The 25,313-nt window shown below is 55.8% G+C and carries 26 protein-coding genes and 1 riboswitch; of the genes, 14 read left to right on the top strand and 12 right to left on the bottom strand.

Annotated features, from left to right (window positions below):
* Positions 1–109: 109 nt before the first annotated feature.
* Entirely contained in the window at positions 110–1,456 is a 1,347-nt protein-coding gene (locus QHL1GM_RS10615) for an aspartate aminotransferase family protein (RefSeq protein WP_083571003.1), read from the top strand.
* A gap of 8 nt (positions 1,457–1,464) precedes the next feature.
* On the opposite strand, the gene QHL1GM_RS10610 is transcribed toward QHL1GM_RS10615, so the two are convergent.
* Entirely contained in the window at positions 1,465–2,952 is a 1,488-nt protein-coding gene (locus tag QHL1GM_RS10610; protein WP_071694453.1) for a PLP-dependent aminotransferase family protein, read from the bottom strand.
* Positions 2,953–3,148: 196 nt separating this feature from the next.
* On the opposite strand from QHL1GM_RS10610, the gene QHL1GM_RS10605 reads away from it, so the two are divergent.
* From QHL1GM_RS10605 to QHL1GM_RS10580, 6 genes are all read left to right on the top strand, one after another.
* Entirely contained in the window at positions 3,149–4,006 is an 858-nt protein-coding gene (locus tag QHL1GM_RS10605; protein WP_071694452.1) for a transporter substrate-binding domain-containing protein, read from the top strand.
* Positions 4,007–4,071: 65 nt separating this feature from the next.
* Positions 4,072–4,713: an amino acid ABC transporter permease gene (locus QHL1GM_RS10600; protein ID WP_071694451.1), complete on the top strand. Its 642-nt coding sequence runs from the start codon at positions 4,072–4,074 to the stop codon at positions 4,711–4,713.
* 21 nt (positions 4,714–4,734) lie between these two features.
* A complete protein-coding gene (locus QHL1GM_RS10595; protein WP_071694450.1) occupies positions 4,735–5,400 on the top strand; it encodes an amino acid ABC transporter permease in 666 nt (221 codons plus the stop codon).
* Positions 5,393–6,160, top strand: a complete 768-nt coding sequence (locus QHL1GM_RS10590) for an amino acid ABC transporter ATP-binding protein (RefSeq protein ID WP_071694449.1) — start codon at positions 5,393–5,395, stop codon at positions 6,158–6,160. The genes QHL1GM_RS10595 and QHL1GM_RS10590 overlap by 8 nt, the downstream gene beginning before the upstream one ends.
* A 155-nt stretch (positions 6,161–6,315) precedes the next feature.
* A complete protein-coding gene (locus QHL1GM_RS10585) occupies positions 6,316–6,501 on the top strand; it encodes an antitoxin (protein WP_071694448.1) in 186 nt (61 codons plus the stop codon).
* The gene (locus QHL1GM_RS10580) at positions 6,488–6,763 is read left to right on the top strand and encodes a type II toxin-antitoxin system RelE/ParE family toxin (protein ID WP_071694447.1); all 276 of its coding nucleotides are present in this window, start codon (positions 6,488–6,490) and stop codon (positions 6,761–6,763) included. Before QHL1GM_RS10585 ends, QHL1GM_RS10580 begins: the two co-directional genes overlap by 14 nt.
* Here the strand turns inward: QHL1GM_RS10580 and QHL1GM_RS10575 are convergent.
* A complete protein-coding gene (locus tag QHL1GM_RS10575; RefSeq protein WP_071694446.1) occupies positions 6,729–8,003 on the bottom strand; it encodes a D-amino acid dehydrogenase in 1,275 nt (424 codons plus the stop codon). The genes QHL1GM_RS10580 and QHL1GM_RS10575 overlap by 35 nt on opposite strands.
* Positions 8,004–8,169: 166 nt before the next feature.
* A riboswitch (glycine riboswitch) is annotated at positions 8,170–8,271 on the bottom strand.
* A gap of 88 nt (positions 8,272–8,359) precedes the next feature.
* Complete coding sequence (locus tag QHL1GM_RS10570; protein ID WP_071694445.1) at positions 8,360–10,033, bottom strand: isovaleryl-CoA dehydrogenase; 1,674 nt, start codon at positions 10,031–10,033, stop codon at positions 8,360–8,362.
* A gap of 213 nt (positions 10,034–10,246) precedes the next feature.
* On the opposite strand from QHL1GM_RS10570, the gene QHL1GM_RS10565 reads away from it, so the two are divergent.
* The 3 genes from QHL1GM_RS10565 to QHL1GM_RS10555 all read left to right on the top strand — a co-directional run bounded on the left by QHL1GM_RS10565 (position 10,247) and on the right by QHL1GM_RS10555 (position 11,593).
* Positions 10,247–10,540, top strand: coding sequence for a hypothetical protein (locus tag QHL1GM_RS10565; RefSeq protein ID WP_071695972.1), 294 nt, complete (start codon positions 10,247–10,249; stop codon positions 10,538–10,540).
* A gap of 21 nt (positions 10,541–10,561) precedes the next feature.
* Positions 10,562–10,858, top strand: a complete 297-nt coding sequence (locus QHL1GM_RS10560) for a YciI family protein (protein ID WP_071694444.1) — start codon at positions 10,562–10,564, stop codon at positions 10,856–10,858.
* A gap of 207 nt (positions 10,859–11,065) precedes the next feature.
* Positions 11,066–11,593: an HPP family protein gene (locus QHL1GM_RS10555; RefSeq protein WP_022521653.1), complete on the top strand. Its 528-nt coding sequence runs from the start codon at positions 11,066–11,068 to the stop codon at positions 11,591–11,593.
* Positions 11,594–11,595: 2 nt separating this feature from the next.
* Here QHL1GM_RS10555 and QHL1GM_RS10550 read toward each other — a convergent pair whose 3' ends face one another.
* Entirely contained in the window at positions 11,596–12,168 is a 573-nt protein-coding gene (locus QHL1GM_RS10550; RefSeq protein ID WP_071694443.1) for a gamma-glutamylcyclotransferase, read from the bottom strand.
* A 137-nt stretch (positions 12,169–12,305) separates the two neighbouring features.
* Between QHL1GM_RS10550 and QHL1GM_RS10545 the strand changes: the two genes are divergently transcribed.
* Positions 12,306–13,160, top strand: a complete 855-nt coding sequence (locus QHL1GM_RS10545) for a sirohydrochlorin chelatase (protein ID WP_071694442.1) — start codon at positions 12,306–12,308, stop codon at positions 13,158–13,160.
* Positions 13,161–13,271: 111 nt separating this feature from the next.
* Positions 13,272–14,858 (top strand): ABC-F family ATPase, encoded by a 1,587-nt coding sequence (locus tag QHL1GM_RS10540; protein WP_071694441.1) that lies wholly within the window; start codon positions 13,272–13,274, stop codon positions 14,856–14,858.
* A 14-nt stretch (positions 14,859–14,872) separates the two neighbouring features.
* Here the strand turns inward: QHL1GM_RS10540 and QHL1GM_RS10535 are convergent, their stop codons facing one another.
* From QHL1GM_RS10535 to QHL1GM_RS10500, 8 genes are all read right to left on the bottom strand, one after another.
* Positions 14,873–15,472, bottom strand: coding sequence for a cell division protein ZipA C-terminal FtsZ-binding domain-containing protein (locus tag QHL1GM_RS10535; RefSeq protein WP_071694440.1), 600 nt, complete (start codon positions 15,470–15,472; stop codon positions 14,873–14,875).
* A gap of 32 nt (positions 15,473–15,504) precedes the next feature.
* Positions 15,505–15,972, bottom strand: a complete 468-nt coding sequence (locus tag QHL1GM_RS10530) for a TspO/MBR family protein (protein ID WP_071694439.1) — start codon at positions 15,970–15,972, stop codon at positions 15,505–15,507.
* 133 nt (positions 15,973–16,105) lie between these two features.
* Complete coding sequence (locus QHL1GM_RS10525; RefSeq protein WP_071694438.1) at positions 16,106–17,224, bottom strand: alkene reductase; 1,119 nt, start codon at positions 17,222–17,224, stop codon at positions 16,106–16,108.
* A gap of 166 nt (positions 17,225–17,390) precedes the next feature.
* Positions 17,391–17,762 carry a hypothetical protein gene (locus tag QHL1GM_RS10520; RefSeq protein WP_071694437.1) on the bottom strand — a complete coding sequence of 124 codons (372 nt, stop codon included), beginning with the start codon at positions 17,760–17,762 and terminating at the stop codon, positions 17,391–17,393.
* Between the two features lie 133 nt (positions 17,763–17,895).
* Positions 17,896–19,083 carry a Xaa-Pro peptidase family protein gene (locus QHL1GM_RS10515; RefSeq protein WP_071694436.1) on the bottom strand — a complete coding sequence of 396 codons (1,188 nt, stop codon included), beginning with the start codon at positions 19,081–19,083 and terminating at the stop codon, positions 17,896–17,898.
* A gap of 69 nt (positions 19,084–19,152) precedes the next feature.
* The gene (locus QHL1GM_RS10510) at positions 19,153–19,893 is read right to left on the bottom strand and encodes a sulfite exporter TauE/SafE family protein (protein ID WP_071694435.1); all 741 of its coding nucleotides are present in this window, start codon (positions 19,891–19,893) and stop codon (positions 19,153–19,155) included.
* A gap of 10 nt (positions 19,894–19,903) precedes the next feature.
* Positions 19,904–20,584, bottom strand: a complete 681-nt coding sequence (locus QHL1GM_RS10505; protein WP_071694434.1) for a lysozyme-like domain containing protein — start codon at positions 20,582–20,584, stop codon at positions 19,904–19,906.
* Between the two features lie 125 nt (positions 20,585–20,709).
* Entirely contained in the window at positions 20,710–22,128 is a 1,419-nt protein-coding gene (locus tag QHL1GM_RS10500; RefSeq protein WP_071694433.1) for a PLP-dependent aminotransferase family protein, read from the bottom strand.
* 278 nt (positions 22,129–22,406) lie between these two features.
* On the opposite strand from QHL1GM_RS10500, the gene QHL1GM_RS10495 reads away from it, so the two are divergent.
* Both QHL1GM_RS10495 and QHL1GM_RS10490 read left to right on the top strand, forming a co-directional pair.
* Positions 22,407–23,819, top strand: coding sequence for an APC family permease (locus QHL1GM_RS10495; RefSeq protein ID WP_071694432.1), 1,413 nt, complete (start codon positions 22,407–22,409; stop codon positions 23,817–23,819).
* Positions 23,820–23,856: 37 nt separating this feature from the next.
* Positions 23,857–25,308, top strand: coding sequence for an NAD-dependent succinate-semialdehyde dehydrogenase (locus QHL1GM_RS10490; protein WP_071694431.1), 1,452 nt, complete (start codon positions 23,857–23,859; stop codon positions 25,306–25,308).
* Positions 25,309–25,313: the final 5 nt, after the last annotated feature.

Below are 25,313 nucleotides of genomic sequence, written 5' to 3'. Positions count from 1 at the left end.
CACTACGCCTGTCCCGTTGGCTCGTAACGACTGGCCCTACAGCCTAACCGGCGGACTCACTAGGCTGGCAAGCACGCTTTTTGTTAACGGATTAATTAGGGTACTTGCTATGAATACCAATATTGCCGCTTCACATCCACCCGAAAGCGGTGTGGATAATACTTATGTACACACCTTAGACCGCCAGTATGTGTTCCACTCCTGGGCGCAGCAAGGCAGTTTAGACCCCATGGTGATTGCAGGGGCTGAAGGGTGTCGCGTGTGGGACTATGTGGGGCGCTCGTATCTGGATTTTAGTAGCCAGTTAGTCAATACCAATATCGGCCATCAGCATCCCAAGGTGGTAAGCGCGATTCAAGCCCAGGCCGCGAGCCTGTGTACCATCGCCCCAGCCCATGCCAACTTAGCCCGGGGTGAGGCGGCCAAGCGTATTATCGCCAAAGCGCCCGCTGGCTTTAGTAAGGTGTTTTTCACCAATGCGGGGGCCGATGCCAACGAGAACGCCATCCGTATGGCGCGCCTTTATACCGGGCGAAGCAAAATACTATCCGCCTACCGCTCTTATCACGGCAATACCGGTTCAGCGATTGCCGCCACCGGTGACTGGCGGCGGGTGCCCAACGAGTATGCCAGTGGCCACGTGCACTTCTTCAACCCTTACCTCTATCGCAGCGAGTTTTGGGCGCGCAATGAAGAGGAGGAGTGTGAGCGGGCGCTGCAACACCTGCGCCGGGTGATTGAGTGCGAAGGTGCGAACGCGGTGGCGGCCATCCTGCTGGAGACCATTCCCGGTACTGCTGGCGTGCTGTTACCTCCGAAAGCGTATCTTCAGGGCGTTAGAAAACTCGCCGATGAGTTCGGCATTGTGCTGATTCTCGATGAAGTAATGGCTGGCTTCGGTCGCACTGGGCGCTGGTTCGCCTTTGAGCATTACGACATGGCACCGGACTTAATCGTCTTCGCCAAAGGGGTGAACTCGGGCTATGTGCCTGCCGGGGGCGTGATTATTTCTGAACCCATCTCACGCTATTTCGATGACCACTTTTTTGTCGGCGGCCTAACGTATTCCGGTCACCCGCTGGCAATGGCGGCGATAGTTGCGACCCTGGATGCGATGGAAGCTGAGGGCGTGGTTGAAAACGCTGACGCGATGGGTAATGGGCCGTTGGCCGCAGGGTTGCAACAGCTTGCCGAGCGCTATGCCATCATCGGTGATTGGCGGGGTGTTGGTGTGTTTCATGCTTTGGAACTCGTCAGCGATCCGGTTTACAAAACGCCACTGCCAGGGGCGGAGGTGTTGAAACTCAAGCAGCAATTGATGGAAAACGGCCTGCTGGTCTTTACCGTTGAGAACCGCATCCATGTGGTACCGCCGTGTATCGTGACGGCCGCTGAAGTAGAGGAAGGTTTAGCCATCCTGGATCGCGTGTTGAAAAACTATACGGCATCACGCTAGATGATAGGTTAAGTACTCAGGGCGTTATCGTAGGCGAGGCCCAGGCGCTGTATGCCTGGGTCGATACGCTCACTCTCGATGGCGCCAAACCCTAAGCGGAAAAAGCGCCGTGGCGGGGCGGCATCGAAGAAGTGCTGGAAGCCGGATTCAATCAGCACACCCCGCTGTGCGGCATGCCAGGCTAGCCGCTGAGTATCGATGCTAGCATCCGCTTCCATCCAGAAGGCGCTGGAGCGATTGCTGCTATGGCTGAGGCAGCCGGGCAAGGCCTGATCAATGGCAATGCGCATCGCGTCCCGCCGCCGGTCGATTTCCTCTACGTGAAGTTTGAGGTAGCGCTCGTAATAGCCTTGAGAAATAAACTGGGCCAGCTGGTGTTGCAACGCCGCGGGAGGGTGCCGGTACATCATGCGTCGCAGCGCTCGCAGCTCGTCGATCACTTCGGCATCGGCTACTACATAACCCATGCGCAGCCCCGGCGAGAGCGCTTTGGATAAGCTGCCCATGTAGATGATTCGGGCGCTCTGCGCGCTGGCTTTGAGCGCTGGCAGCGCGAACTGGTCGCCATGAATCTCGGCGTCGTAGTCATCCTCAATCACGATTTGGTCGCGATGGGGTAGCTGGGCCAGCAAAGCCTCGCGCCGCTCGCGGCTCATGGTCACCCCGGTGGGCACCTGATGACTGGGCATGACATACAGATAGTCACACTGCTGAGACCCCTCAAGACACATTCCTTGCGTATCCACGGTTTGGTACTGCAGGCTGGCGCCGCGCTGAGCAAACACATTCATTGCCTCGCGGTAACCGGGGGATTCCAGGGCTACGCGGGTGCCCCGATGGCAGAGCAGTTGCGCGATCAGATAGAGCGCATTTTGCGTTCCCATGGTGATCAGAATCTCTTCTGAGCGAGCAAAAATTCCCCGGCGCGGCAAAATACGTTTGCGCAATTGCTCAATCAGGAGCGGGTCGTCCTGGTCAACACGATCCCGCAGCCAGGGTTTATCGCGTTGCGAACTCAATAAGCGCCGAGAAACATCGCGCCACTGGGCTAACGGAAAAAGTCGCGTATCTAACTGGCCATAAATAAACGGATAGGCATATTCCGACCAATTACCGGGTTTGAGAATTCCTTGGTAGTTAGTAGGGCGTTGAGTAATCCGTTTGTGCCAGTTTGGTGCGCTTATGGCGTCTTTATTGTGCTCGGTTAACGCTGTTAGTGATGAATTAAGCGTTGAGTGAGGCTCGTTATAATCAGGGTGCAAATAGTAGCCGCTACGGGGACGACTTATTAAATAGCCATCCTCGACCAGCTTTTCGTAAACAATCGCCACCGTATTACGCGAAATCCCCAGCTGTTGCGACAGCTTGCGGCATGAGGGCAGCGCGTCCTCGCTGGGTAAACTCCCCATACGAATCGCTTCTAACAGCGTTTCGCGCAGCTGTTCTTGCAGGCAGGTGGAAGCATTAGGATCGACCTCAAGGCACAGCGTTGTCATGCACTCCTCCCTCTCAAACAAACCCTCTCTTTCTTAAACCTAAGCATCTTTCGTGCCAGCTTTGTGATAACCAACTGTCCTTTCACTTTACGCCAACTGGCTCTAATCGAGAGGAGGATAAAAAACTAGGGTGAAGTCACTTTCAACTTGTAACCGTTTTGTTAGCGATGATTGTCCACTCTAGGGGTATAAGGCGATGAAAAAAGTAGCTGTTTTAACCTCCGCGCTAAGCGTTGGTGTCCTTGCTTTAGGCGTGTCATTAGCCGTGTCTGCTGCGGACTTAGAAGAAATAGAGAGCCGTGGCTACATGAGCGTGGCCACCGAAGATAACTACGCGCCGTTCAACTTTATGAGTGGTAGCGACCCTGATGGCTTTATCAAAGATATATTGATTGAGCTGGAAGACTACGCTGACTTTGAAGTCCGCCAGGATATTCTGCCGTGGACAGGGCTCTTGGCGTCGGTTTCATCGGGCCAGTACGATATGGCACTTACCGGCGCCTCGGTGACCGATGAACGCCTGCGTGTCTTTAACTACGCACCGCCGTTCGCCTCTGCCCAGCACTTCTACATCAAACGGGCGGGCGATGATCGTATCAACAGCATTGAAGATTTAAGCGGCATGACGTTGGGCGTTCAGGCGGGCAGTGCACTGCTATCGCGCCTGCCAGAACTCGAGGTCATGCTGGAAGAGAGCGGTGGCGAGCTGGGCGACGTAATGGAGTATGAGGCCTATCCAGAAATCTATGCGGATCTCGCCAACGGCCGTGTCGATTACGTGATTAACTCAATCGTGCCGGTTAACGACCTGATCCGTGAGCGCTCTGACGTCTTTGAGGCGGGCCAAGCCGTTTCCGGCCCAGGCTTCGTGGCCTGGCCAATGCCTAAAGACAGCCCCGAGCTGCTGACCTATATCACCGACTTTATGAGCCACCTGCGTGATTCTGGCCGTCTAGCCGAGCTGCAGGAAAAGTGGTTTGGCGAGTCATTTGATGACCTGCCGGTAACACCTATCACCTCAGTGGAAGAGTTCCACGAAATGGCCGAAATGTAAGCCATCACATTCGCCTGCCGCCCAGCCTGGGCGGCGGTTTTCTTATCGCGAATTAGGGGGTGAGCATGGACAGTAGCGCATGGGGGCTTCTCATCCAGGGCGCCTGGACAACGCTTTGGATATCCGGCATATCCATTGCCATCGGTGTGGTAATGGGGTTGCTGATTGCCTTGTTAAGAGTGGCCAAAATCCCCGTTCTGCATCAGCTGCTAGGCGTTTATATTAGCTTAGCAAGGGCCACGCCGCTGGTAACGCTGGTGCTGTTTATCTTCCTAACCGCACCGACCATGGGCATTAATCTCAACCGCAATGTGGCCGGTATTATTGCGCTAACCCTCAATACCACCGCCTTTAACGCCGAAATTTGGCGCTCTGCCTTTAACAACTTCTCCAAAGAGCAGCGTGAGGCGGCCCTGGCCATTGGCATGACGCCGTGGGTCTATTTTCGCCGCATTATGCTGCCGCAAATCACCATTACCAGCCTGCCGGGCTTAGTCAATGAGATGTCGTTTCTAATCAAAGGCAGCCCCGCCATTGCGGTCATCGGTGTTGTCGACCTGACCCGCGTGACCAACCGCATTTCAGCGGTGACCTACGACCCTCTGCCGCCGATTTTAGCGGCCGCGGTGCTGTATATGCTGATCATCAGCCTGCTGGTCTGGCTTCAACGCCTGGCTGAGCGCAAAGCCAGTCGATTGGCCGTCTAACCCGGCCATTAGGGAGCCTTTATGAGTAATTGGGACATTCTTTGGTCGTCTTATGACGTATTTTTAAGCGGTTTTTATAACACCTTAAAGCTATTTGGTTTATCCGCTGTGCTGGCTTTTCTAATGGGTAGCGCCATGGTGTTTTTATTGGAGGGTTCTCGCCCACGGTTAAAGATTCCGCTGCGGATTTTTATCGATGGCATGCGCATGCTGCCATTTTTGATCCTGGCCTACCTGCTGTATTACGGCCTGCCCAGTGCAGGCATCCGCATGAGTGCCTGGACGGCCGGGATTATCGCCCTGGTGATGTACCACGGTGCATACTTCGCGGAAATTCTGCGCGGCTGCCGGGCTACCTTCGCCCAAGGGCAGGTAGAGGCAGCCATCGCCCAAGGATTTTCGCAGCCCCAAATGTTTATGCGCATTATCTTGCCGCAGCTGATTTTGAAAACCCGCGGCTTGCTGGGCAATCAACTGATTATCCTGCTCAAAGACACTGCCTTTCTGGTGATTATCACCGTGCGCGAACTCACAGCGGCGGCGAGCAGCCTGTCGAGCACCTACTTCATTCCCATGGAAGCGTTCATCGTGGTGATCGGCTTCTACTGGCTGATCAGTATTGGTTTAGAACTGTTTATCAAAATGATTGGCCGTTTTGGCGCCAAGCGAGGATTCGAAAATGCCTGAGACCGCCGCTGTTAGTATTCGTAATCTTTCCAAAAGCTTCGATGGCACCGAAGTGCTGCGGGATGTGTCGCTAGAAGTGCAGTCCGGCGAAGTGGTGAGTATTTTGGGCTCATCGGGTTCGGGTAAATCTACCCTGCTACGCTGCATTAACTGGCTTGAGCAACCCGACCGGGGCGACATCCGTATCGACGGAGACCGTATCGGCGTGAGTGATACAGGAAAACCAATGTCGCGTCGTGAGCTGGCAGGCATGCGCGCGCGCTTGGGCATGGTGTTCCAGGGCTTTAACCTATGGCCTCATTTAAGCGTGCTGCGCAATGTCACCGAGGCGCCTATTCATGTTCAGGGGCTAAGCAAAACCGAGGCCGATGAGCGGGCCATGGCGCTGCTCGAAAAAGTCGGTATGGCCGACAAACGCGAACAGTACCCCTACACGCTTTCCGGCGGGCAAAAGCAGCGGGTGGCGATTGCGCGGGCTCTCGCCATGCAGCCCAAGGTGATGCTGTTCGATGAGCCCACTTCAGCCCTCGACCCCGAGTTGGTGGGGGAAGTGCTTGGGGTGATCAAAGACCTCTCCAAAGAGGGCTACACCATGGTGCTGGTGACCCACGAAATGGAGTTTGCTCGGGCGGTCTCCGATCAAGTGGTCTTCCTGGATAAAGGCATCATTATTGAAAAATCTCACCCCAGTGAGTTCTTCGAGAACCCTAAAACCGACCGGGTACGGCGCTTCCTGGAACTTGAAGTGCCAGCTGTGTGAGTAAGTAAAGTATTGTTCCCAGTTGAGTCTACTTAGATATCACTTAAATCAGGGCCTGGTTTCGATGCCTGTTTTACATCGCTAACTGGGTATCTAGGCTGACAGCGAGGGCTGCGTTGCACTAGACTAACTCAAACACACACAGGAGGCGCTTTATGAGCACCCCACTGGATCCGATCATCAGCGAATTTGAGACGCAGGAGCAGTCTGACAGCTATCAACGCTGGTTCCGCGAGCGCGTACAAGCCAGCCTGGATGATCCCAGGCCTTCAATTCCCCACGATGACGTGATGGGTGAAATGCGTGAACTGATCGCTAAACGTCGCGATGCTCCTAGTTGAGTGGCGCCCCCAAGCCCGCGAATCGCTGTGGGCGATCCTCGACTATCTCAGCAAACGTAACCCCTACGCCGCCGAAGCACTTTATCAAGCCATTGAAGAAGCGACCGAGGCGCTACCACAGCATCCCTATTTGTACCGCCCAGGTCGCGTTGTCGGTACGCGTGAAGCCGTGGTCCACCCCAACTATATCGTGGTTTACCGTTTAGCATCGGGCTGTATTGAAATCGTTAACGTCCTGCACGCACGCCAGGAATATCCCTAGCTCGTTCCTCTTTAGTAGACGCTTGAACCGCATCCGCCAGCATATCAGCGGTAATCGCAGAGAGCGTCCAGCCCAGGTGGCCGTGGCCGGTATTATAGAAAACCGTGGGCAGTTTACCGCGGCCGACTTTGGGTAGCATGTTAGGCAGCATCGGGCGCAGGCCCGCCCAGGGCACCACGCGGCGGGTGCTAACACCTGGGAAGCACTCTTCGACCCAGCGAATTAGCGGGCGGATGCGGTTGTCGCGGATATCACGGTTAAAGCCGTTAAACTCGGCGGTGCCAGCGATCCGGAAGCGGTCATCGCCCAGGCGGCTGGTCACCAGTTTGGTTTCATCATCGAGCAGGCTGACGGTAGGGGCAGCTTGTTGGGAGGCGGCGTCATCGAGCTGCACGGTAATCGAATAGCCTTTGACCGGGTAGATATTGACTCGGTCGCCTAGCTTGGCGGCCAGAGCGCGGCTGCCTACGCCTGCGCATACCACCACGCTATCAAAGGTTTCGCGCACCGGTTCAGCGTTAGCCTCGCCTTCAAGCGTGGCGGTGATCCAGGCGTGCTGTTGATCGGCGCCGATATCCTGCACGCTGTGGCCATATTTAAGCGTTACGCCGCGGCGCTCGGCGGCTTGTGCCAGGCCATGGGTAAACTTATGAATATCGCCGGTGGCATCGCTTTCGGTAAAGAAACCGCCGTAGTAGTTGCCCGCCAGGGTGGGTTCGATGGTGCGCATCTCGTCGGGAGTGACCGCCCGGCGCTCCAGGCCGCCTTTGCTGAGCAGTTGAGACACCTTGGCAGCATGGTCATAGCCCGCTTTGTCGCGGTAAATATGCAGAATGCCTTTCTGCTTGAGGTCAAAGTCGATCTGCTCGTCTTTTGCCCACTGAAACAGGTGCTCGCGCGCCGCAATGGCTAGTCGCGCTGTTTCAGTGGTGTTGGCAGAGTAGCGGGGGATTGAGGCGATAAATTCGCCAAACCAACTGAGCTTGTGCCAGCTTGGACGGGGATTGACCAGCAGTGGGGCATCGTTTCTAAGCATCCAGCGCAGGCCTTTGATCACGGTCGGCCAGTGGTTCCACACTTCCGCATTTGACGCAGAGAGCTGGCCGCCGTTGGCAAACGACGTCTCCATCGCCGCATAGCGATGCTTTTCAAACACGGTGACATCATAACCACGTTTAGCTAGGGCGTAGGCGCTGGTAATGCCGGTGATACCACCACCGATAACGGCAATGCGTTGCATAACTCTCTCCAGATTGTATGAGCGTCGGGGAATCCCGCCTAACGGCGTAGCTGCTGCTGGGCGTACCCCTTCCGTCATGGAACCTGAGAGATTCACGCATCCGTTGGGTGCGCTTGCTCCTTCGGTGGGCTGAGTGACGCAGTCATCAGCCGCTCTTCGGAAAGTGATGGTAATAGCGGTCCGGTTGCCTGAGAGTTTCCGGGGCTGTTGCTCCTTCGGCGCTGGCGTCATTGTGTGTTGATGCGCCAAGCTCTCCCGCTATCACGTTGCTGCTTATTGTTTTACAGCATTAGTTCTAACGCGATCAGTTTTAGCATGGAAGTCGACCATGGTCGTGAACGCTTATTCCACGGGGCTCATTCCAAGGGCTGAGCACGCTCGATAATTGCCGCGCAATCCAGCCCGGTGGGCAACGTGCCTGTATTGAGGCCACTGCGGTCGGTAAGCCGACCAGCGCAGAATGCGTCGGCCACATAGGCGGGTGCGTGTTGGACCAGCAGGGCGCCCTGTAACGCCAGGGCCATGCCGTCCGCCAACTGGCGAGCGCGGTATTGGAGCGCTTGGGTATCCTGCATCTGCCGCTGTAATTGCTGAATAAAACGGTCAAGATACGTATCAGCGCCTTGCGCTTTGGCAAGCTCGGCGAAGTAGGCGTCGAGCACTTCGGGCTGTTTTTCAATCGCGCGTAGGATATCCAAACACTGCACGTTACCGCTGCCTTCCCAAATGGCGTTGATGGGCGACTCGCGGAACAGGCGCGCCATTATGTGGGTTTCCATTACGCCGCTACCGCCAATCACCTCCATTGCTTCGTAAGCGTGGTGGGGCGTGCGCTTACAGATCCAGTACTTGCCGACGGGGGTGGCGATGCGCGAAAGCAGGCGCTCATGCTCGTTGTCCTGATGATCCATGGCCCGGGCCATGCGCAGCATTAAGGTGGTGGCGGCTTCGCTCTCAATGGCCAAATCAGCGAGCACATTTTGCATCAGCGGCTGCTCGCTTAGGCGCGCCCCAAAGGCATACCGATGAGAGGCGTGGTGAATTGCCTGGGCGGTGGCTTGGCGCATCCCGGCAGCGGAGCCAATCATGCAGTCGTAGCGGGTCATGGCGACCATCTCAATAATGGTGCGCACGCCGCGGCCTTCATCGCCCACCATCCAGGCAAAGGCACCCCGTAGCTCTGTCTCGCTGGAGGCATTCGATACGTTGCCCATTTTGCGCTTTAGCTGCTGGATGTGGAGCGGGTTCTTGCTGCCGTCGGGCCGCCAGCGCGGCAGCAAAAAACAGCTTAAGCCGCCTGGGGCCTGGGCGAGTACCAAAAAGGCATCGCACATTGGCGCGGAGACAAACCATTTATGCCCCACCAGTTCGTAGGCTTCGCCTGGCCCACCTTGATCAATCGGGTAGGCGCGAGTGGTGTTCAAACGCACATCGGAGCCGCCCTGCTTTTCGGTCATTGCCATCCCGAGAGTGAGGCCCTGTTTCTCGAAATAGGGGACGTTGCGCGGGTCGTAATGGGGCGCGGTGATTTTATCGCCCCAGCTCTCAAGCAGGCTGGGTTGATGGCGCAGTGGGGGCAGGGCAGCAAAGGTCATGGTGATCGGGCAGCCATGACCTGCTTCTACCTGGGCTTGTAAAAAGTAGTTGGCGGCCCGATTAACATGCGCACCGGGCCGAGGGTTTCGCCAGGGGCTGGCGTGCAGACCATGCTCTATCGCCGTTTGCATCAACTGATGATAGGCGGAATGAAACTCGATCAAATCGACTCGATGGCCTTGCCGGTCATGAGTCACCAACTGGGGTGAGTAACGGTTGGCGTCAAATCCCAAGGCAATCGCCTCGACGGAGCCCGCCCACTGACCAAATGTCATGAGCGAGGTGTCGTCGTCAGAGCCGCTTTCACGTTTAACGCCTTCCTGAAGCGCGCGATCAGCTGTGTAACTATTGTAGTTTTCAAGCGTCGGCGGCTGGTTTTCCACTTGATGGGTGGTAGCTTGAAGTTGATCGGCAAGAGGATAGTGGTTGGGCATGGCAAGAACCTAGCGCGTAGCGACGTTAATGGTGTTTATTGATAGCTCTTATATTTTGTAACGCTTATGAGAGAGTAGTTGCTTGGCGTGGAAGGCGCGAAAAAGTGAGGGAGAGAGTAGGAGAATGTCTCCTGCTTTGCTCAGTCAGCGTATTTAACCGACAATGCCGCTTATTCTTCTCATTCTTGGGTACTATCGATGCAGCCATACGCAATGCAGACAAACGGCTTTTTTGACGAAATCGGCGAAACGATCGGCGAAGCCATCCGCGTGGTAGTGGAGTTTCTGTTAGGCATTTTTACCAACTTCTTTGGGGCGTTCGGCGATTTCATCGACGGCTTAACTCGTTCGCTAGGGATCAATGATTCGTTTTTCAGCATTGCCGTCTTAGTAATCGGACTGCTGATCCTGTGGGGCGGTTTGCGCGCGTTTCTGCGCGGCTCTTTGATCGGCGGTATTTTGCGCACGATATTGGGGCTGTTTATTCTTTCTTGGTTGATGATGTAGACATATCAAGAGGAGTGGCAAATGAAGCAATATGCATTGGTAGCCTACGATTACACCGATGAGGGTGCCTTAGATCGACGTTTGTCTTGTCGGGAGCTTCACCTGGAAGGCATACGCAAGCTCTATCAGTCGGGTAACTTCGTCAGTGGTGGGGTGCTGCTGAACGATGGAGGCAAAATGATCGGTTCTAATGCACATTTCAGATTTGCCACTCGAGAAGATTTAGAGGCTTGGCTGGCGCAAGAGCCTTATATGACTGAGCGTGTCTGGGAGCAGGTCGATATACGCGAAGTTAAACTGTTTGATCCCACTACATAGTATGACGATCGATCCATGTGATTGTTTATAAAATTGTTCATAAATAATGACCCGCCCAATTTCTAACCTTGATTAGATCTTCTATGCGCTAATGATGCTCAATTGTTTTGCCCTTGAGTCAGTTTCATCAAGGGCATGATGGATTGTCATTTGCTTATTTGGTGCATCTTGTCATCATTTGCACTCATTTTGTGCAAAGCGAGTGCCATGAAAACTTATCTTGGCAAGATGCGGGGGCAGCCAGTTAAGCGCGCCCGGGTAGGCTGGCAGGATGCTTTTTGGTCTTGGGTCGGGGCCTTTACCGGTATGGCGGTTATTTGCTGGTTAAGCTCGGCGTGGCTGTCACAACAACTGCTTATCGTAGGCTCCTTCGGCGCAACTTCGGTGCTCATCTATGCAGCTCCTGAAAGCCCTTTTGCCCAGCCCAGTCACGTGCTGTTTGGCAGCGTGCTCTCCGCGGGTATTGGCGTTGCTTGCTATCAACTGCTGGGGGCGACACCCCTCTCAATGGCTTTGGCCGTATCACTGTCGGTGCTGGGTATGCAGCTAACCCATACGGTTCACCCACCGGGAGCCGCGGCGGCCCTGATTGCGGTCGGCGGGGGCGCCAGCGTTCATCAGCTGGGGTGGTGGTATCCGCTGTTGCCAATCGGTGCGGGCAGTATAGTGATGCTGGTAATCGCTATTCTGGTCAATAACCTTGCCCGGCATCGCCGATATCCACGCTACTGGTGATGTTAAAAACGGCTCAGCTGCTGCTCCAGGGCAAAAATATGAGCGTCTTTGGCGCCAAGCTCCCGCAGCGCCTTGGCTAGGTTGACCAAGTAGTCGCGGTTGGGGCCGCTGGGGCCATGGGCATTGGCAATTTGCTGGGCGATCTCCACAAGTGGTGCGTCGCCCAAAAAGGCCGGGTTGTCATCGCTGGCCAGATAAATAAGCCCTTCGCTCTGTTCGATCCCATTGCCTTTCTCATCAACAAACGTCAGCGGTACTTTTTCCCGCAGATAGCCGTTCTTCTCCCGCACATCCAGCGGTGCGAGCACTTCCGGCGTAATGCGATAGGCCATGCCGTGGCAAATCGAATCTTTGGCGCGGATTAGCGTTGCCACCCGCCCAGGCGCTTCAGGCGTGCCGCGGTGATCATGGGAGCCCTGCCAAAAGCGCCGCTCCCAGCCGTGTATATAGGCCGGGCGGCGCTCCAGGTAGGTAAAGTCAGCCTTCCAAATCAGCGAGCCGTAGCCGAATAACCATATCGCCGCATGGCCTTCGAAGAAGTTTCTTTGCTGGTTAAGCGCGGTGGTATCAATCATCGTTATCAAGCAACATATCGTCATCAAATAGCATTGTGGGCGACACCCGTGGTAAAGCAGCCATCTTACCATGTCACTGGTGATCTCTGACCCGACAGCTCACACGGCCCACTCAACCCTAATTAGTAGAGGCAAGCATGCGCGCGATTTTTCTAGTGGATAACGGCTCGCTACGAGCGCAGGCAACGCTGAATTTACGCCACGTGGCGGCTTCGCTTAGCGAGTTGTTAGGCGAAACCGTACAGGCGGCCTCGCTGCTGCACTCCAACAAGATTCCTGCGGAAGAGGTGGGTGGAATCCCTGCCACTACCCTTGGCCCCGCCGCTGAGCGCAGTGCCGAACAGGGGGCAACGGAGATTATCGTGCTGCCGTTCTTTTTCGGTCCGAGCAAAGCACTCACCGGCTACCTGCCTGAACGAATGACAGCGATGCAAGCGCGCTTTCCCCACGTTAAGGTGCGGGTGGCCCAGCCCTTGGTGGATGAGTTTGGTGATAACGACCTGCGGTTAGCTCATCTGCTGGCCGACAACGTGCGAGACAAGCTTCAGCCAGATACTAAGCCTCACGTGGCGCTGGTGGATCACGGCAGTCCGATTCCTGAAGTTACTGCCGTACGTAACCGCTTGGCGGGACAGCTTAGCGTGCTGTTAGGCGATGACGTAGCGTGTGTTGCTGCGGCCTCCATGGAGCGCCGCGAGGGTGATGAGTACCGCTTTAACGAGCCGCTGCTGGAAAACTTGCTGGTATCGCCCGAGTTCAAGAGAGGTCCGGTTATCTTGGCGATGCTGTTTCTTTCGCCGGGGCGCCACGCCGGGGAGGGCGGCGATATTGCCGAAATTTGCGCGGCCGCTGAACAGCGCTACCCAGACCTTAGCGTGGAGACCACCGCACTTGTCGGTGAGCATCCCGGTACTGTCGATATTCTTGCCACTCGGCTACGCCAATCGTTTGATGATCAACGCTTTCTGCTCGATATCCCGGCAATCGCCTGACGCCACCAGGGTTTGATGGGTGAATACACGCCCAATAGCGCGTAGAATCGCGAGCCTTTCTATTTATTGTAAAACTGTCATTACAGACAGTGCGCTAACCAGGGCTCTTCCGTGATCGCTACCGCCAATATCACCATGCAGTTTGGGGCTAAGCCCCTGTTTGAAAATGTCTCCGTTAAATTCAATAACGGCAACCGTTACGGCCTGATCGGTGCGAACGGCTGTGGCAAATCCACCTTTATGAAAATTCTCGGTGGCGATTTGGAGCCCTCTTCCGGCCAGGTGATGCTGGATAGCAGTACGCGGTTGGGTAAGCTGCGTCAGGATCAGTTTGCGTTTGAAAACGAGCGCGTCATCGACACCGTGATCATGGGCAATGTAGAGCTCTGGTCGGTGGCTGCCGAGCGCGAGCGTATTTACTCGCTGGCAGAAATGAGCGAAGAGGACGGCATGGCCGTTGCTGATCTGGAAGTACGCTTTGCCGAGCTGGATGGCTACACCGCTGAGTCCCGCGCGGGCGAGCTGCTGCTCGGCTTGGGTATCCCCATCGAGCAGCACACCGGACCGATGAGCGAAGTGTCTCCCGGTTGGAAATTGCGCGTGCTGCTGGCCCAAGCGCTGTTCTCTGACCCGGATGTACTGCTGCTGGATGAGCCCACCAACCACCTGGATATCAACACCATCCGCTGGCTGGAAGATATTCTCAAAGCGCGCAGCAGCACCATGATCATCATCTCCCACGACCGCCATTTCCTAAATAGCGTCTGCACCCATATGGCGGATCTGGATTACGGCGAAATTACCCTGTTCCCGGGTAACTACGATGATTACATGACCGCCGCCACTGCGGTTCGCGAGCGTCAGCACTCGGATAACGCCAAGAAAAAAGCCCAGATTGCTGAGCTGCAGCAGTTCGTAAGCCGCTTCTCTGCCAACGCCTCGAAGGCCAAGCAGGCTACTTCGCGGGCGCGTCAGATCGACAAAATCAAGTTGGAAGACATCAAGCCTTCCAGCCGTGTCAGTCCGTTTATCCGCTTCGACCAGAACAAGAAAATTCACCGTAATGCCGTCAATGTGGATGGCATTACCAAAGCCTACGATGGCCCGTCGTTGTTCGAACGCCTCTCCATGACCGTGGAAGCCGGCGAGCGTATTGCCATCATCGGCCCCAACGGCATCGGCAAAACCACGCTGCTTAAAACCTTGGCGGGCGAGTTGCACCCAGACGCTGGCGAAGTGAAGTGGACCGAAGCCGCGGAGATCGGGGTTTTCGCCCAGGATCACAGCGATGATTTTGCCGTCGATGCCACTCTGTTTGAGTGGATGTCGGCATGGACTCAAGGTGGCGAGCAGGTGGTTCGTGGTGCCCTGGGGCGGATGCTGTTTTCCAGCGATGATATCGGTAAGTCGGTGAAGGTGATTTCCGGCGGCGAGCAGGGGCGTATGCTGTTCGGTAAGTTAATCCTTACTCAGCCCAACGTGATGCTGATGGATGAGCCGACGAACCACTTGGATATGGAGTCCATCGAGGCGTTGAACCTGGCGCTGGAGAATTACCCTGGCACGCTGCTGTTCGTTAGCCACGACCGCGAATTCGTCTCTTCACTGGCCACGCGCATTATTGATATGCAGCCGGAAGGTATTGTCGATTTCAGCGGCAGCTATGACGACTACCTGCGCAGCCAAGGCGTTGTGTAGCGAGACTCAATTCGCTAGCCAATAATTCGTTCAAAGGTGTCGTCCGTAGTAGATTCTCGTTCGGCATCGAGCATTTTACCGCTAAACAGTGTCTGCATTTCTTTGGCGAGTTCTACATAGACATGCATTTGTTGATTACGTCGCTTACGTAGCGGTGGTTTCACTAACAGGCTAATACCCCTGATGGGTTCATGGGTTTCCCCACGCAGTAGGTCAGGCATTTCCCCAGGTGGAAAGGCATTGGCGACCGTGACGGGGTTAGATGGCTGCTGACCGTCGATTAACAATATCTTTTTGAGAGCGTCGTAGCGGGCGCCTTTTTCCCGTAGCCAATGGGTAAGGCGCTCGTCTGAATCTTCACTTGGCTGATCAAAGATAATAAATAGCGAGTGCTGCTTAACGTTTTTAGTTTTCTTGGACGATACGGGGGGCTCAGGTTCCTGCTCTTTGTCAGAGTTGCCTGTTTGTACCGGACGAGGGGTAGCGGCTTCGGCTTTCTCTGCACGCCGTCGTCGACGCCAGGGCACAATGATGTAAATAAATATCGCTGTTGCCATCGCGCCTAACACCAGTGAAGCGAAGGCGAGTACTATTATAGTGGTGGTGCGATCCATACTCTCAAAACCCTTTTTTTATTAATCAGCGCTCAGGCTTTATTTAACCGTAAAATAGTCGCATTAAGGGCTAGTGCAAGTGCTACCCAGAGCCAGTAGGGCACCATAAGCCACGCGGCTAGCGTGCTAACCTGGAAAAACAGTGCAATGGCGATAGTAATTAATGCCAGTAACACCATGATATCTGCCAGTGCAGCGACAATTTGTTTACGCCCAAAGAAAAGCCACGACCAGGCGGCATTGGCCAAAAGCTGTAGCGCATAAGCCAATAAGCTTGCCGTGCGCAATGCTGAGTCATCGGCCATATAGATACGCCACGCCGCTATCGCCATCAATAAATAAAGTATGCCCCAGGCGATAGGGAAAGCGATATCCGGTGGTGTCCAGTTTGGTTTACTTAGTTCGCGGTACCAACTATCGGGCCGAAAGCGTGCGCCAGTTGTGGCGGTAAGGCCAACCAGCAGAAGAGATACCATTAGTGCAAATAACGAACTAAGCATTCAACACCTTTTCGTTCAAACGAAAGAATCAATAGCCTAGCAGCGTTTTGCTATAAGTAGGTATAAAAAAAGCATCACCGAAGTGATGCTTTTTAGTCTTAAGGACTTAGCAATCCGCTAAATGAACCGTGTCTTAACTTCTACGATCATGGCCGTTATCCATAAATGGATAGTCGGTATAGCCCTTTTCATCACCGCCGTAGAACGTTTCGTAGTTCGGCTCGGTGAGCGTCGCATTAACACGGAAGCGTTCCGGTAGATCCGGGTTAGCGATATAGGGGCGGCCAAAGGCAACAGCGTCGGTGGTGTTTTCACCAATGCGTGCTTCAGCGCGCTCTGCATCGTAGTTACCGCAGTAGATGAGGCTGCCGCTAAAGCGCTCACGCATCTGCTCGCGGAAACCGTCAGGGAAGGTGATATCGCCACCGGCCCAGTTGGGTTCGTTCAGGTGGAGGTAGGCGAGGCCACGCTTGGAAAGCTGTTCGGCCATGTAGAACGCCATCGCTTCAGGCTCGTCGTCGGTCAAGCCAAACAGTTCGATAAACGGCGTCATGCGGATGCCCACTCGATCAGCGCCATAGACGCCAATCACGGCGTCGACCACTTCCAGCGGGAAGCGTGCACGATTTTCCAGCGAGCCGCCGTATTGGTCGGTACGCTGATTGGTGCCGGTCGCCAGGAACTGGTTAAGCAGATAGGCGTTTGCCGCGTGTACTTCGACCATATCGAAACCGGCACGCTTGGCACGCTCGGCCGCTTGGCGGTAGTCTTCGACAATGCCGGGGATCTCGTCGGTTTCCAGCGCGCGTGGTGTGCTGGTGGGATGCTGACCGGCGGTGCCATCTTCGAACTCTACGAAACACTGGGCGCCTTCACCTTTCAGCGCACTCGGCGCAACGGGCTGTTGGCCGTCAGGTTGAACCATTTCATGAGAAACACGCCCAACGTGCCAAAGCTGTAAGGCAATACGGCCACCTTTAGCGTGTACCGCATTGACCACGCCTTCCCAGCCGGCTTCCTGCTCATCCGTCCAAATGCCGGGCGTATACACATAACCACGGGCAGTAGGAGAGATGTTGGTAGCTTCGCTGATGATTAGTCCCGAGCCAGCGCGTTGACCGTAATAAGCTTCTTGCATCTTACCCGGAACGCTATCGGGTGTACGCGCACGCGTCAGCGGCGCCATAATCACGCGGTTAGGAATCGATAGGCTACCCACTTGGATGGGGTTAAACAGTGTTTCGAAAGCCATCAATTAAGCTCCTTTTGAATGCTTCGATGAAATAGTACGCACCAGAATAGACCAGTTTACTAGTTAACGCCAACCCTAGTATTTTCAGGCCGTTACTCTGTGTGCCTAGCCCTAAAAGCAAAACCCCCGCTTTAGAAAAAGCGGGGGAAGTTAAATCGGCTTGTTGCTAGCGCCGCTGCCAGGGCCAACGCCGCTTGGCAGGGGTGTCGATCTGCTGAAGCGCGGTGGCGAGCGGCAACATAATAGCGGCTAGCTGGCGGTGGCAAACGGCGCTACTGAGTACACCGGGGCACTGTTTGAGCAGCAGCTCGCACTGCTGGGAGGCGATAAACAGCTGTTCGGTGACCGGTGGGGCGAACAGCGGCTTGGCTTGTTGGCAGCAGCGAGTGAGCTCCCGCGATAGCATATTGAGCATACTGGTATCGAGCCAGCAGGGCAGCGGGTCTTCCAGGCGGCCAGCAATAGAGTGCTGAACCGCTTCAAAAGAGGTGCGCAAAAACATGACCGTTTGGCGAAGTTGTCGCTGTTCGCTAGTCATCCCACTGATACCTCACACTGGTGGCTACCGATGGGCACAGATCCCATCATCTACTCGATAAAATAAAGAGAGTGTTTCTCATTTGCATCTGTGATGACGATAGCGCTACTCAATAGAAGTGTCAATGCAATCGCTATGAGGGCGCCTCAAACAGCTGCCAGTCGTTATTGGTCAGCGGCTTGGCCCCCTGTTCGGTTACCACCACGGTGTCGCTTATTCCGATGCCCCACTGACCGGGTACCCGCAGGCAGAGCGGTAGGTGAAAGACCATATTAGCTTCAAAGGTGCGGGCCTGGCCTTTGGCGATAAACCCGGTGCCCTCGACCCAGCTAGGCGGAAACTGCGCCCCTACGGCGTAGCCAAACACGCCAGAGAAGAAATACTGGTCACGATGCGGGGAGAGAACAGCATCGGCGGCTTGAGCGGCAGCATCAAAGCTATTGCCGGGCCGCATGGCGTCGCAAAGGGCTTCAAATATCGAACGACAAAGGTCGCGGGTGGCTGCGAGGGCCGTGTTGGGAGCGCCCGTCACCGCAGTGCGCATCATGGGGGCCGTGTAGCGTTGATAAGTGGATCCAAACTCTAAGAACACTGGCTCGTTAGGCTGAATGACACGCCGCTTATGATTAACGTGTATCACGCCAATACGGTGCCCGCTGGTCACAATCGGCTGCAGGCTCATAAACTCGCTGCCGTTTTCGAGCAGCGCTTTGGCTCCCACAGCGGCAACATCGTTATCGGTCATACCGGGGCGAATGCTCTGAATTGCGGTTTCTAAGCCTAGGGCGGTAATTCGCGCGCTCTCCTGCAGCATCTTCAGTTCGGCAGGGCTTTTCACAATTCGAATGGCGTCGACTAACGCGCCTGCTTCGCTGAAGCGTTCGCGGCCAATGGTCTGCATCAGTGCATCAATAACGCCGAAGCGCAGCCCGCTGCTCCAGCCATCTATACCGATTTGCTGGCAGTGGGTCAGCAGATCTGCCAGCGGCGTGATGATTTCATCCAGGTTTTCCCAGCGGTAGCCGATAATCTCATCGACTCGGGCGGTGACCACCGCCGCGCCGGTTTCAATTGAGGCAACTTGCAGCACTAGTTTCTCTTGCGTGCAGACCAAACAGGCGTGCACCGAGACTTCAAAGGTGTGGTAGCCAGTGAGGTAATTAATATCGGCGGGGTCGGTCAGCAGCAGCGCCTCCAGTTCGCCCTGAGCCATGGCATGGCGCACCTTATCTAGACGCGCCTCATATTCGGCAGCGGGAAAGGGCACTTCACTCTGGGCAAGAGTTTCAGTAAGGGCTTCTCGGTAGTGATGATAATCCATAGCGACCTCCGTTGATGGCTACGGTCAGTATAGGCATCAACGGGAAGCCCGCGTTTATCTCACTCAACGCTAGCGGGTGAGCAGGAAGATCCCTTGCGCAAGGTAGAAAATACCAATGCCGGTTACGATCCAGCGGGTCCAGGTGCGGAAATTGGCATCTGTGAGGCGATGTAAAATGCGGTTCCCCGCTTGAGTGCCGAGCATGGCAAAGGGGGCTGCCAGCAAGACGATGCCCCATTCTCCGGCGCTCAGTGCCATCGCAGCGCCCAGATAGAAAATAATTTTAATGCTGTGGGCGACTACCTGAATCATCGCCTTGGTCGCCACGACTTGGCGGCGATCCATACGTGAGCGCACAAAGAAGATATCAATCAGCGGCCCGGAAACCCCTGCCGCTATCGTTAAACCACCAGACGCGATACCGCAGCACAGTGCGTGGCTGGCGCGGTTAGCGTCCAGGTGAAACCAGCGCTTGGGCATCCACACCAAGATGGGCATCAAACCGATCAAAATCGATACGCTAGCGGCATTAGGGCTGTAGTTGAATAGCAGCAGTAGACCTGCGGCGCTTACTACACCTAGCGTCATAAAAGCGACAATGCGCCAGACAATGTAGCGCCGTGATAGCCAGGCTCGCGAACCATTCGCCGTGAGCTGTATCACTCCGTGCACGGCCATCGCCGTACCCGCGGGAAAGATCAGCAGCAAAAACCATAGCAGTACCAAGCCGCCTGCCATACCAAATACCCCAGAGAGCATGGAGGTAAAAAACACCACGCTAACCAGGGCTACACCAATCCATAGTGACATCGTCTATCCCTTAACTACGGCAGAATGGCCAGACCTGGTAAAACTTGCGGCACTGGAACTCCGCTTCGCAAGCGTTGAGCTGGGATTGGTAACGATTAGCGCGCGACGCCACTTGTCTGCCCGCACTCAATACCTGAGGCTTGCCGCGGTAAGTGCCTCGCTGGTAGCCGCCTGCGCCTTCGTGATAGGCGTAGTAGAGGTGCTCAGGATTGCTTAGCGATATACCCGCCTGCTGCTGGGAGCGCCGGTTATACCAGCCAATAAAGTCCGTGGCGTGCTTCATATGGGTTCGCCGGGCAAACAGGCTGCCCGCCTGGTCTTGGTACTCGCCCCACACCGGGTCTTGGGCCTGGGCGTAGCCTTTGGCGGAGGAGGGGCGTGGGCCGGGGATAAAGCCTAGGTAATATTTGCGGTCTGGGCGGATATGGCTACGAAACGAAGACTCCTGCTGAATAAACGACATCTGGGTGGCAATTGGTGTGCCCCACTTCTCTTCTGACTCCTGGGCGTAGTCGTACCAGCTAGGCTGTTCGCGGAATATCTCGCAGATGTTGCTTTGATCCTGGGGCGGGTTAGGGGCAAAGGTGGCGCAGCCAGAGAGCAGTAGCACGAACGCTAGCGATACCCACAGACGTAGCCTAGAAAAAGCGACCGAAGAGACAACGCCAAAATCATCAACAGGGGAACGCATAAAAGTCCTTGTGAATATATTCTTGTGGATAAGTCATGGAAAGCTTGTGGGTAAGGTGTTGAGAAGAGCTTCCGTATGACAAATTAGTAACAAATGAGCCATTACCCATGTTCTATCAGTAGCGCCTAGCGCAGCAGCGCTTCCAGGCTGCGACGCAGGCGCTGCGCTTCACGCACCAGCGTTTCTCCTGACAGCATCCCAACACCCATCACCAAGCCAACCCGCGGATCTGTTGGTGCACACACTGGGCTTAATGGGCGCACGATCAAATGCTCTTTCAGCAGTGATTGAGCGATCCCTACATCGTTAACGTCCGGTTCAAATTCCACGCACAGACTAATGGCGCTGCTCGGCGGCGAAACGCTACGTACCTGCGGCAGCGAGCGTAGTTGATCATGCAGCACCTGCTGGCGCCCTAAGTAGTCGCGCTGAATGCGCCGACACCAGGCATCTAGATCACCATCAAAAATAAACTGCGCCAGCACGGCCTGATCCAGCATGCGACCTTCACGAAAAAGCTCACTGCGCAGGCGGTTCATTGGCCCGGCTAAATGACGCGGTACCACTAAATAGCCTAAGCGCAGTCCTGGAAACATCATCTTGGAAAACGAGCCCACCAGCAAGTGGCGCTCCGAGTGTGGGTCGAAAAGCAGGTTGGGGTGGTCGTCGCGGTTAAACTCGTAATCATCTTCGACAATATAAGCAGGCGCTAAGGCAACGCATAAGCGCTGTTTATCCACCGCGCTGGTAGGCACGCTGAGTGGGTAGTGGTGCGAGCCGGTTAAGTAGGCCAGTTTTACCGGTTCAGGAGCAGGCGGAAGGACGTGCCCCTGACCTGGCAGCCACGGCACTGGCTTAATTTCCAAACCTGCGGCGGTAAAGACATTGCGCGCTCCCCAGTAGCAGGGCGACTCCATGGCAACGGTGTCGCCCACATCGGCCAGCGCCACGGCGCATAGCTCAATGCCGTTATGGGTGCCGTCGGTGATGATGATCTGCTCCGTGTCGCAATTGATATTGCGCCAGCGCGCCAAAAAATCGCGTATCGCGCGCTTCAACGGGCCGTAGCCACCGGTGGAGTAGGAGAGCAGCAGGGCGTTTTGCGGCACCGTCACACTGGCGTAGAGCTGCCGCCATTTACGCATCGGAAACTGGGCGATATCGGGAATGCCGGGCACGAAGGCGCCGCTTTGGATCATGCTAGCGCCAGGGCCCTCCAGCACTCGCTGGGCGCGTGAAGAGAGCTGGGCATTGCCACGTGGGGAAAGGCTTGTGGTCACGGGCCGGCACGTCCAGGTGCCTTGGCCATGGGCGGTTTTCAGCAGTGCCTCTTCGAGTAGCGTATGAATCGCCAGCGCCAGGGTCTGGCGGGCAACGCCGAGGGCATCCGCCAACTGGCGATGGGAGGGCAGCCGCAGGCCGGAAGGCCACTGCTGGGTAATGGCCTGGCGCAATGCTTGCTCTATACGAACCTGCTTACTCAACCGTTCCGGCTGGAGTGCATAAAGTTGTACAAGTTGGTGCACGACCTCCTTGCGATCCATCTGGACACCCCTTAATCACGCTTAACCCGCTAACGGCGGGTACTTAGACGAAAGCCATATGAAAATAATGCACCCTTTCGGTGCATATAAAAAGTGGTCTAGTTAAACACAAAAGTGGTGCATTCGTGTTTTCTCTCCCGCCTGCTAGCTTGTGGCTATCCTATTTAGCAAGACCGTTTAAAACGCGCCTGCTTAAAGCGAGACGGCTAAAACAGGATCAGGATACTGCGCCCCTGAGCGCCTACGACAACATCCAATAACTCGCAGGACAATTTACAATGACCACACCCACATCAGAACAGGAAGGGCTCGTCCGGGTACTTGCCCGTGGCGATGTACTAGCGCTGGCTTTCGGCGCGATGATCGGCTGGGGCTGGATTGTGCTTACCGGTACCGCGATTCAATCCGCTGGCAGCCTGGGCGCCATTATAGCCTTTATTATCGGCGGCTTAGCGATTGTCTTGGTCGGCCTTACTTATGCGGAGCTTGCCGCTGCGATGCCTAAAGTGGGTGGCGAGCACGTCTACAGCTACCGTGCCCTGGGTCACTTATCCTCTTTCTTGTGTACCTGGGCGATTATTTTAGGCTACTTAAGCGTAGTGGCCTTTGAAGCCGTCGCACTTCCCACGGTGATCGAACACCTAGCGCCCAACTATGCTGTTGGCCACCTCTGGACAATTGCCGGGTGGGAAGTGAAAGCCACCTGGGTTGCGGTAGGCGTGGGCGGCTCGCTGGCCATGATGATTATTAACTACTTCGGCGTAACCACTGCTGCGCTGCTGCAAAAGGTAGTGACTGGGTTGATTCTGGTGGTGGGGGTGATGTTTGTGACCGGTTCGCTGTTTGAAGGCGAAACCATCAACATGATGCCGCTGTTCACCCAGGCCGACTCCGGCGTATTCGCAGGTATTGTCGCCGTGCTGGTCATGGTGCCGTTCCTGTTTGTGGGTTTTGACGTTATTCCCCAGGCCGCCGAAGAGATCAACCTACCTTATAAAGCCATCGGCAAAGTACTGATGATGTCAGTCATTCTGGCGGTGGTGTGGTACGCGCTGATTATTCTAGCGACCAGCCTTGCGCTGAACAGTGAGGAATTGGCGGCAAGCTCGCTCAGCGTGCCGGATGCCATGGGCAGCCTATTCAATGCCGGGTGGGCCAGCAACTTAATGGTCATAGCGGGTATTGCAGGCATCATTACTAGCTGGAACGCCTTCTATATTGGCGGCTCCCGGGCGATTTATGCCCTCGCTAAAGCGGGCATGCTGCCTGCGCCGTTCGCCAAGCTGCATCCTCGCTACAGAACCCCAACCAATGCCATCTTTATGATGGGCTTTCTCTCTTGCTTGGCACCCTTCTTTGGCCGCCCAGCACTGGTGTGGATCGTTAACGCCGGTGGCTTAGGCATTGTGATTGCCTACCTGTTTGTGGCGATCTCTTTCGTGGTACTGCGGGTGCGCGAGCCGGATATGCCACGCCCGTTCAAAGTCAGCAACGGCAAGCTGTGCGGCACCTTGGCGATCATTCTTTCCTTTGCTATGGCGTGCCTTTACCTACCGGGTAGCCCCGCGGCGCTTAGTGGCGCGGAGTGGACCATCTTTGCTGGCTGGGCGGCGCTGGGCATCGTGCTTTATGTGCATGCACTGCGCACCTACGGGCGTGATTACAGCGACCGTCATATGAAGATCGACTAGTCAATCATCGCCCACATACATAATTGAGGAGATAGCCATGAGCTTTATCGAACAGTGGTTGCACGATGCGGTTCCTGCCTTGGTAGGCAGCGAGTGGCGTAAAGGCCAACAAACCTTTGCGGTGGATAATCCCGCTACCGGTGAAACCATTGCCCGGGTGGCCGATATGGGCGCCGACGATACCCGCGATGCTGTGGCCGCCGCCTACAATGCTGGCGCTGACTGGCGCGCCACCCCAGTGAAACAGCGCTCAGCGCTGCTGCGTCGCTGGTTTGAACTGATTAATGAGCACGCCGATGACCTGGCCCGCTTGATGACCCTGGAACAGGGCAAACCGCTGGCGGAAGCCAAAGGCGAAGTCACCTACGGCGCCTCGTTTATTGAGTTCTTCGCTGAAGAAGCCAAGCGCATGGCCGGGGAAACCCTGCCCAGCCACGGCGCGGATAAGCGCCTGCTGGTGCTGCGCGAGCCGGTGGGAGTTGTCGCGGCGATTACCCCGTGGAACTTCCCGCTGGCGATGATTACCCGTAAGTGCGCCCCGGCCCTGGCCGCTGGCTGCACCGTGGTTATCAAGCCTGCTGAAGCCACGCCGCTCACCGCGCTTGCCGCTGCCTACCTAGCTCTGGAAGCGGGCCTGCCTGCGGGCACCATTAACGTCATTACCGCCTCAAAACCGGCCGCCGTGGGTGAAGTGCTCACCACTGATTCACGGGTGCGCAAAGTTTCGTTTACTGGCTCTACCCCAGTGGGTAAGCACTTGCTCGCACAGTGCGCCAGCACGGTGAAGAAAACCGCCATGGAGCTGGGTGGCAACGCGCCCTTTATTGTGTTTGACGACGCCGATGTGGATGCCGCGGTTGATGGCGCCATCGCCTCCAAATTCCGTAATGCCGGGCAAACCTGCGTCTGCACCAACCGCTTCCTGGTTCAGGACGGTATTTACGACGCATTCGTCAGCAAGCTGACCGAGCGAGTGAACGCGCTAAAAGTCGGTGATGGCCTTGCGGAAGGTAGCATCATCGGCCCGCTGATCAACCAAGCGGCGGTCGATAAGGTTCAGCGCCATGTGGACGACGCGTTGAATCAGGGCGCGCGGTTGCTATGCGGCGGTAAACCTCACGCGGCGGGCGAGCGCTTCTATACACCTACAGTGCTGGCCGATGTCACCACCAAGATGGCCGTGGCCGATGAGGAGACCTTCGGCCCGGTAGCACCAGTGTTCCGCTTCCATCGCGATGAAGAAGCCATCGCGATGGCTAACGATACGCCATTTGGCTTGGCAGCCTACTTCTATGCCACGGATTATCGCCGCATTTGGCACACCATGGAGCAGTTAGAGTACGGCATGGTCGGCGTGAATGAAGGGTTGATCTCCACCGAGCTGGCGCCGTTTGGCGGTGTAAAAGAGTCCGGTCTGGGCCGTGAAGGCTCACACCACGGTCTTGATGAATTTACTGAACTGAAATACGTCTGCGTTGGCGGCTTATAAAGAGA

Origin of the sequence: Halomonas sp. QHL1, from assembly GCF_001882345.1 — a bacterium.
Lineage (GTDB): Bacteria > Pseudomonadota > Gammaproteobacteria > Pseudomonadales > Halomonadaceae > Vreelandella.
Note: the sequence above shows the minus strand (reverse complement) of the source record. Positions and strands in the feature narration are given on the sequence as shown.

Excerpts from the sequence above, each read along its gene's own strand:
- QHL1GM_RS10510 (WP_071694435.1), bottom strand. The coding sequence starts at position 19,893 with ATGTCACTATGGATTGGTGTAGCCCTGGTTAGCGTGGTGTTTTTTACC.
- QHL1GM_RS10580 (WP_071694447.1), top strand. The coding sequence starts at position 6,488 with ATGCTCCTAGTTGAGTGGCGCCCCCAAGCCCGCGAATCGCTGTGGGCG.
- QHL1GM_RS10600 (WP_071694451.1), top strand. The coding sequence starts at position 4,072 with ATGGACAGTAGCGCATGGGGGCTTCTCATCCAGGGCGCCTGGACAACG.
- QHL1GM_RS10595 (WP_071694450.1), top strand. The coding sequence starts at position 4,735 with ATGAGTAATTGGGACATTCTTTGGTCGTCTTATGACGTATTTTTAAGC.
- QHL1GM_RS10530 (WP_071694439.1), bottom strand. The coding sequence starts at position 15,972 with ATGCTTAGTTCGTTATTTGCACTAATGGTATCTCTTCTGCTGGTTGGC.
- QHL1GM_RS10495 (WP_071694432.1), top strand. The coding sequence starts at position 22,407 with ATGACCACACCCACATCAGAACAGGAAGGGCTCGTCCGGGTACTTGCC.
- QHL1GM_RS10550 (WP_071694443.1), bottom strand. The coding sequence starts at position 12,168 with ATGATTGATACCACCGCGCTTAACCAGCAAAGAAACTTCTTCGAAGGC.
- QHL1GM_RS10515 (WP_071694436.1), bottom strand. The coding sequence starts at position 19,083 with ATGGATTATCATCACTACCGAGAAGCCCTTACTGAAACTCTTGCCCAG.
- QHL1GM_RS10560 (WP_071694444.1), top strand. The coding sequence starts at position 10,562 with ATGAAGCAATATGCATTGGTAGCCTACGATTACACCGATGAGGGTGCC.
- QHL1GM_RS10590 (WP_071694449.1), top strand. The coding sequence starts at position 5,393 with ATGCCTGAGACCGCCGCTGTTAGTATTCGTAATCTTTCCAAAAGCTTC.
- QHL1GM_RS10520 (WP_071694437.1), bottom strand. The coding sequence starts at position 17,762 with ATGACTAGCGAACAGCGACAACTTCGCCAAACGGTCATGTTTTTGCGC.
- QHL1GM_RS10570 (WP_071694445.1), bottom strand. The coding sequence starts at position 10,033 with ATGCCCAACCACTATCCTCTTGCCGATCAACTTCAAGCTACCACCCAT.
- QHL1GM_RS10585 (WP_071694448.1), top strand. The coding sequence starts at position 6,316 with ATGAGCACCCCACTGGATCCGATCATCAGCGAATTTGAGACGCAGGAG.
- QHL1GM_RS10500 (WP_071694433.1), bottom strand. The coding sequence starts at position 22,128 with ATGGATCGCAAGGAGGTCGTGCACCAACTTGTACAACTTTATGCACTC.
- QHL1GM_RS10490 (WP_071694431.1), top strand. The coding sequence starts at position 23,857 with ATGAGCTTTATCGAACAGTGGTTGCACGATGCGGTTCCTGCCTTGGTA.
- QHL1GM_RS10565 (WP_071695972.1), top strand. The coding sequence starts at position 10,247 with ATGCAGACAAACGGCTTTTTTGACGAAATCGGCGAAACGATCGGCGAA.
- QHL1GM_RS10535 (WP_071694440.1), bottom strand. The coding sequence starts at position 15,472 with ATGGATCGCACCACCACTATAATAGTACTCGCCTTCGCTTCACTGGTG.
- QHL1GM_RS10575 (WP_071694446.1), bottom strand. The coding sequence starts at position 8,003 with ATGCAACGCATTGCCGTTATCGGTGGTGGTATCACCGGCATTACCAGC.
- QHL1GM_RS10605 (WP_071694452.1), top strand. The coding sequence starts at position 3,149 with ATGAAAAAAGTAGCTGTTTTAACCTCCGCGCTAAGCGTTGGTGTCCTT.
- QHL1GM_RS10615 (WP_083571003.1), top strand. The coding sequence starts at position 110 with ATGAATACCAATATTGCCGCTTCACATCCACCCGAAAGCGGTGTGGAT.
- QHL1GM_RS10555 (WP_022521653.1), top strand. The coding sequence starts at position 11,066 with ATGAAAACTTATCTTGGCAAGATGCGGGGGCAGCCAGTTAAGCGCGCC.
- QHL1GM_RS10545 (WP_071694442.1), top strand. The coding sequence starts at position 12,306 with ATGCGCGCGATTTTTCTAGTGGATAACGGCTCGCTACGAGCGCAGGCA.
- QHL1GM_RS10505 (WP_071694434.1), bottom strand. The coding sequence starts at position 20,584 with ATGCGTTCCCCTGTTGATGATTTTGGCGTTGTCTCTTCGGTCGCTTTT.
- QHL1GM_RS10525 (WP_071694438.1), bottom strand. The coding sequence starts at position 17,224 with ATGGCTTTCGAAACACTGTTTAACCCCATCCAAGTGGGTAGCCTATCG.
- QHL1GM_RS10610 (WP_071694453.1), bottom strand. The coding sequence starts at position 2,952 with ATGACAACGCTGTGCCTTGAGGTCGATCCTAATGCTTCCACCTGCCTG.